We start from the raw sequence: 6,530 nt of genomic DNA, 5'->3' as shown, positions 1-6,530 counted from the left end.
TGGGAGCCGCGGGTCGCGTCGGTGTCGGGGTACGGGGCCGATCAGGTGACGTCAGTAGATGACGGTGTGCCGCTCGATCTGCTGGGCGAAGAAGTCGGCCCAGGACCGTACCTCGGGATGCTGCTTGAGCAGAGCGCGGCGCTGACGCTCGGTCATCCCGCCCCAGACCCCGAACTCGACGCGGTTGTCCAACGCGTCGGCCCGGCACTGCAGGAGGACCGGGCAGTGGCGACAGATGGAGGCCGCCTTGCGCTGCGCGGCGCCGCGGACGAAGAGCTCGTCCGGGTCGATGTCCTTACACCGGGCCTGGGCGACCCATTCCTGGCGCCCCTCCCCGATGATCGTCTCCTCGGACCCGAGGGGATTGCTTGAACCGGGGCGGACCCCGGCGTCGTCGGTGCGGGAGGTCCCGGGAAGGGTGGCCGTCATCGATGTACCCCTGTCTGTGTGGAGTCGCGGACGGGTTGCCGTACACGCCTCCGGCCTTCTGGACCCACCCGGCGCGGCGGGCCCACGGTGTCCACGGGAGCCTCTCGGCCGTGAGTGCCGTCGGACCACGACATCATCCGGGTTCGAAACGTCCCGCGTTCCCTCATATTGTTACCGTAGTCACACAACAGAAGTAAAGAGTCGTGTGCTGCGGACGCCTCACGGGGTGGCGGGACAGGGGTGTTCACGTACTCTGGCCCCGTGTCGGCTATGAGTTCGCTGGGAAAGCTGGTCGCGACCTGTGTCGCGGCCGGGGTGGTGGCGGCCGGGTCCTTGTTCCCGATCGCCGGGGCGGCGGGGCTGGCCTCCAACAAGATGGCGGACTCGCTGTCCGGGACCTCGGCGGACCTGATCAAGGGCGATCTCCCGTCGATCTCCACGGTCACCGACTCCGAGGGGACGCCCATCGCCTGGTTGTACGACCAGCAGCGGGTGGTGGTCCCGAGCGAGGAGATCTCGCAGAACATGAAGCTGGCGATCATCGCGATCGAGGACCGCCGGTTCGCCGACCACAACGGTGTGGACTGGCGGGGCACGATCCGCGCGGCGCTCACCAACGCCACGTCCGGGGACGTGCAGCAGGGCGCCTCGACCATCGACCAGCAGCTGGTCAAGAACTACCAGTTCCTCGTCTCCGCGGAGAACGACGCGGAACGCCGCGCGGCCGTGGAGACCACCCCGGCGCGCAAGATCAAAGAGATCAGGATGGCGCTCACGCTGGACAGCGAGATGAGCAAGGACGACATCCTCAGCAAGTACCTCAACCTGATCTCGTTCGGCAACGGGTCGTTCGGGGTCCAGACCGCGGCCCAGACCTACTTCGGCGTCGACGCCTCGGACCTCTCCGTGCCGCAGTCCGCCATGCTCGCGGGGATGATCCAGTCCACCAGCATGTTCAACCCGTACACCAACCCCGAGGACACCAAGAACCGCCGCGACACCGTCATCGACACCATGGTCCAGACCGGCGCGATCACGCCGGCCGAGGGCGCGGCCTACGCGGCCGAACCCCTCGGTGTGTTGGAGCGCCCCAACTCGCTTCCCCGTGGCTGCATCACCGCCGGTGACCGCGGGTTCTTCTGCGACTACGTGCTGGACTACCTGGACCAGAACGGCCTGAGCCGGGAGATGGTCCAGGAGGGCGGGTACACCATCCGCACCACCCTCGACCCGACCGTCCACGACTCGGTGCAGCGGTCGCTCAACACCTACGGCAATCCGACGGGCCAGGGCGTGGCCGAGGTCATGAGCGTCGTGCGCCCCGGCCGGGAGTCCCACAAGGTCGTGGCGATCGCCTCGAGCCGCCAGTACGGCCTGGAACTGGGCGACAGCCAGACCGTCCAGCCGCAGCCGTTCTCGCTGGTCGGCGACGGCGGGGGGTCGGTGTTCAAGGTCTTCACGGTGGCCGCGGCCATGGAGAAGGGCATGGGCACCAACACCAGCCTGGCCGTCCCCCGCCGCGTCCAGGTCTCGGGCCTGGGCTCCGGCGGCGCGCGCGGGTGCCCGCCCGCCCAGTACTGCGTGGAGAACGCCGGGTCGTACCCGAGTTCCCTGTCCGTCGCGGACGCGCTCGCGCAGTCGCCCAACACGACCTTCGTGAACCTCATCAAGGACGTGGGGGTCGCCCCCACCGTGGACATGGCGGTGCGGCTCGGTATGCGGTCGTACGACCGCAAGGGGACCGCGGCGGACGGCGACTCGATCGCCGGGTTCATCAAGAAGAACAACCTCGGGTCGTTCACCCTCGGGCCCACGGCCGTCAACGCGCTGGAACTGTCCAACGTCGGCGCCACCCTCGCCTCCGGCGGGATGTGGTGCCCGCCGAGCCCCGTCGAGTCGATCACCGACCGCACCGGCAAGCCGGTCGAGCTGAGCGAGCCGGGGTGTGAGCAGGTGGTCGAGCCGGGGCTGGCGGACACGCTCTCGGTGGCCCTGTCCAAGGACCACGTGGGGGCCGGCACCGCCGCGGGCGCCGCGGGTGCCGCGGGGTGGAGCCTCCCCATGTCGGGCAAGACGGGGACGACCGAGGCCAACCGCTCCTCCGCGTTCCTCGGCTTCACCAACCACTACTCCGCCGCCGTCTACGCCTTCAACGACGGCACCACCACCAGCGAGCTGTGCACCAGCCCGCTGCGGCAGTGCTCGTACGGCAACCTCTTCGGCGGTCTCGAGCCGGCCAACACCTGGTTCTCCGCGTTCGCCCCGATCGCCCAGATCTACGGCCCGGTCCAGCTGCCCGCGCCGGATCCCGCGTTCCAGGCGGGCACCAGCGGGGCGGGGACACCCGATGTCGAGGGGATGAGCCAGTCGGCGGCCACCTCCCTGCTCACCGGAGCCGGATTCGTCGTCAACACCCAGTTCGTGTCCGGCACCGGACGCCCCTACGGGACGGTCGTGGGACTCGACGGCGGGACCGGCATCCCCGGATCCCAGATCACCCTCCGCGTCTCCGACGGTTCGGGCGGCGGTGGCGGTGCCGCGGCGCGGGGCACCGACGGCCAGGGCGCGTCCGGACCGGGGGCCGCGATCGGCGACGAGCCCGTCGTCCTCAACGTCCCCGGGCTCGCACCCATCACCATCTCGCCCCCGAGGTAGTCGCCGCGGCCGGGGAGGGTTCCCGCAACCGCCGGTAGAGTGAAACGATGCAACGCCCCTCACGTCGGCCCCAGAGCACCCCGTCGAGTCCCTCCGCCCGCGCGGCGGCCGTCCTCGCGGGGGCGGTCGTGGCCGGGACCGTCTACGCCTCGGGGTGGGAGCGCAACGCGTTCACCGTCCGACGCCACTCGCTCCCCCTGCTCGCGCCGGGGTCGGAGCCCCTCAAGATCCTGCACATCTCGGATCTGCACATGATGCCCGGCCAGAAGCGCAAGCAGGACTTCCTGGCGGCACTGGCGCGGCTGGAGCCGGACCTGGTGCTCAACACCGGCGACAACCTGTCGGACGTGCGCGCGGTGCCGTCGGTCGTGCAGGCGCTCGGCCCGCTGCTCGGCCGGCCCGGGGCGTTCGTCTTCGGCTCCAACGACTACTACGCCCCGGTGCCCAAGAACCCCCTGTCCTACCTCGGGATCGGCCGGAAGAAGCACTCGTCCGTCCCGCTGCCGTGGCGCGACCTCAAGGCGGCGTTCTCCGAGCGGGGCTGGGTGGACGCCACCCACCGGCGTGCGGAGATCGTCGTGGACGGCCGGCGCGTCCTGGTGGCGGGCGTCGACGACCCCCACATCGGTCGCGACCGCTACAGCGAGATCGAGGGACCCGCCGGGCCGGCGTTCGACCTGCGGATCGGGCTGGTCCACTCCCCGGAGCCCCGGGTACTGGACCGTTTCGACGCCGACGGGTACGACCTCGCGGTGGCGGGCCACACCCACGGCGGACAGCTCTGCCTGCCCACGGGGGCGATCGTCACCAACTGCGGCATCGACCGCTCGCGGGCGCAGGGCCTGTCCGCGTGGGGCCGGAACCTGGTCCTGCACGTGTCCGCCGGACTCGGGACCTCGCCGTACGTGCCGGTCCGGACGTTCTGCAGGCCCGAGGCCACACTTCTCGAGCTGGTCGCCGGACCCGGCGGTGGCGGAGACGACGCGACGGTGCCGGAGACGCCGCTGCGCGAACGGGTGCCGCTGCCGGCCTGACCCGGTTTCGCGAATCACCCCGGTTTCGCGAATCACCCGGGGGGCGCTAGAGTATCCCTCGTTGTCACCGGGGTGTGGCGCAGCTTGGTAGCGCGCTTCGTTCGGGACGAAGAGGTCGTGGGTTCGAATCCCGCCACCCCGACAATGCGAGGTCCCGGGCCGTTCACGGTCCGGGACCTCGGTCATTTGCGTCCCCTGACGGTCCGATTCCGGCCGCGCTACCGGTGCACTTCGGCGTGGACGATCCGTAGAGTCGTGTCATGACCTCCCAGACCGACGTCCAGAACGCCGCGGCCCCGGGGGCGGCAGCCCCCCAGACGACCCACACGGGCCATCCCCACTACGGCCGCATCACCACCACCGGTCAGGGGGACCCCGCCCTCGCCGCCGGGCTCCAGAAGGTCCTCGACGGCCGCTGGGCGGACGCGCGCCGGATGACGCGGGAGGCCATGACCCCGGACATGCTCAACCCGATCGGGGTCACGATGGAGGAGCACCGCGCCCATGTGCTCGACCAGATGAGGCGCCTGGCCGACTCGGGCATGCCCGGGCTGGGGTTCCGCACCGAGGACGGCGGCACCGGGGACACCGGTGGGGCGCTGACCTCCTTCGAGATGCTCGGCCACCTCGATCTGTCCCTCATGGTCAAGGCCGGCGTCCAGTGGGGCCTGTTCGGCGGGGCCATCGCCAATCTCGGCGACGACGAGACCCGCGGGAAGTACCTCCCGGGGGTCATGAACCTCGACCTCATGGGCTGCTTCGCCATGACCGAGCTCGGCGGCGGGTCGGATGTGCAGAACCTCGAGACCACCGCCACCTTCGACCCGGAGACCGACGAGTTCGTCGTCCACTCCCCCACTCCGAGTTCCGAGAAGTGGTACATCGGCAACGCGGCCCGCGACGGGTCCATGGCCGCGGTGTTCGCGCAGCTCATCACCCACGCCGAGAGCGGTGAGGAGCTCCGCCACGGGGTCCACTGCCTGTTGGTGCCGATCCGTGACGAGGACGGGAACGACCTGCCGGGGGTCAGGACGACCGACCACGGGCACAAGGGCGGACTGCTCGGCGTGGACAACGGCAAGATCATGTTCGACCACGTGCGTGTCCCCCGTGAGGCGCTCCTCGACCGGTTCGGTGCGGTGGACGCCGACGGACAGTACTCGTCGCCCATCGACTCCGTCGGTGCCCGCTTCTTCACCATGCTCGGCACGCTGATCCGCGGCCGGGTCTCGGTGGGTGCGGCCGCCGGTGCCGCGGCCCGGACCTCACTCGCGCTTGCGGTGCGGTATTCGCTGATCCGCCGCCAGTTCGACCACCCCGCGACGGGCAAGGGCATCCCGCTGCTCGAGTACCGCGAGCACCAGCGTCGTCTGATGCCGCGGGTGGCCCGCGCGTACGCCTACGCGTGCGCCCAGAACGCGATCGTCGCCGAGCTCCACGACTTCGAGAAGAACCCGGAGGCGTTCGACGCCGAGCGGCGCCGCGAGATGGAGTCCCACGCCGCGGGGATCAAGGCCACCGTGACGGGCTTCGCCAACGACACCATCATCGAGGCCCGTCTGGCCTGCGGTGGGGCCGGGTACATGGCCGAGAACCTGCTCACCGAGATGCGCGGGGACTGCGACGTCTTCTCGACGTTCGAGGGCGACAACGTGGTGCTGACGCAGTTGGTGGCCAAAGAGCTGCTCGGCGCCTACGCCGCGGAGTTCGGGGACATGGACCAGCGCGAGACCGTGGCCTTCGCCCTCACCACCGCGGTGGACGTGGTGCAGGAGAAGGCCCGGGCGTCGACGCTGTGGCAGAAGCTCATCGACACGGTGACGGACCGGGAGAACACGGACCTGCTCGACCGCGGCAACCAGCTGGAACTGCTGGTGGACCGTGAGGAGCACCTGTTGGAGACGGTCGCCCGCCGCCTGCGCAAGGCCCAGGGCGAGGACGGCTCGGCGGCGTTCAAGGTGTTCAACTCGGCGCAGGACCACATGCTGCAGGCCGGGCGCGCGCACATGGACAGCTGGGTGTTCGCCCGCTTCGCCGAGGCCGTGGACGCCTGCGAGGACCCCGAGGCCAAGGAGGTCCTGGGAACGCTGTGCGACCTCTACGTCCTGGACATCGTGGACCGCGACAAGGGGTGGTTCCTCGAGCACAACCGCCTGACGACCGAGCGCACCAAGGCCGCGACCGCCGCCCGCAACCGCCTGTGCACCAAGCTCGCGGGCAAGGCGCGGACCCTGGTGGACGCCTTCGCGATCCCCGAGTTCGTCTTCGACGTCCCGATGCTCACCGACGGCGGGGTGGACGCCCCCATCGAGACCACGTCGGGAGCCGACGAGCGCGGTTGACGGGCCGCTGACCGCAGATCCCGGCCGCCACCGCGGCGCACAGGGCCACCGCGGCCAGCACCGCGGCGGC

The 6,530-nt window shown here is 70.5% G+C and carries 4 protein-coding genes and 1 tRNA gene; 4 read left to right on the top strand and 1 reads right to left on the bottom strand.

Features of this window, described 5'->3' with window-relative positions; translation table 11 throughout:
- Positions 1-51 precede the first annotated feature (51 nt).
- Positions 52-429, bottom strand: a complete 378-nt coding sequence (locus tag G6017_RS11620) for a WhiB family transcriptional regulator (RefSeq protein ID WP_170114850.1) — start codon at positions 427-429, stop codon at positions 52-54.
- Between the two features lie 270 nt (positions 430-699).
- Between G6017_RS11620 and G6017_RS11615 the strand changes: the two genes are divergently transcribed.
- From G6017_RS11615 to G6017_RS11600, 4 genes are all read left to right on the top strand, one after another.
- Positions 700-3,084: a transglycosylase domain-containing protein gene (locus G6017_RS11615; protein WP_182617476.1), complete on the top strand. Its 2,385-nt coding sequence runs from the start codon at positions 700-702 to the stop codon at positions 3,082-3,084.
- A gap of 47 nt (positions 3,085-3,131) precedes the next feature.
- Entirely contained in the window at positions 3,132-4,118 is a 987-nt protein-coding gene (locus G6017_RS11610; RefSeq protein ID WP_182609467.1) for a metallophosphoesterase, read from the top strand.
- A 68-nt stretch (positions 4,119-4,186) separates the two neighbouring features.
- Positions 4,187-4,260: transfer RNA gene (locus G6017_RS11605), tRNA-Pro, on the top strand.
- Between the two features lie 118 nt (positions 4,261-4,378).
- A complete protein-coding gene (locus tag G6017_RS11600; RefSeq protein WP_182617472.1) occupies positions 4,379-6,460 on the top strand; it encodes an acyl-CoA dehydrogenase family protein in 2,082 nt (693 codons plus the stop codon).
- Positions 6,461-6,530 lie beyond the last annotated feature (70 nt).

The sequence above is a fragment of the Dietzia sp. B44 genome (assembly GCF_014145245.1).
In the GTDB taxonomy this organism is placed as follows: domain Bacteria; phylum Actinomycetota; class Actinomycetes; order Mycobacteriales; family Mycobacteriaceae; genus Dietzia; species Dietzia natronolimnaea.
Note: the sequence above shows the minus strand (reverse complement) of the source record. Positions and strands in the feature narration are given on the sequence as shown.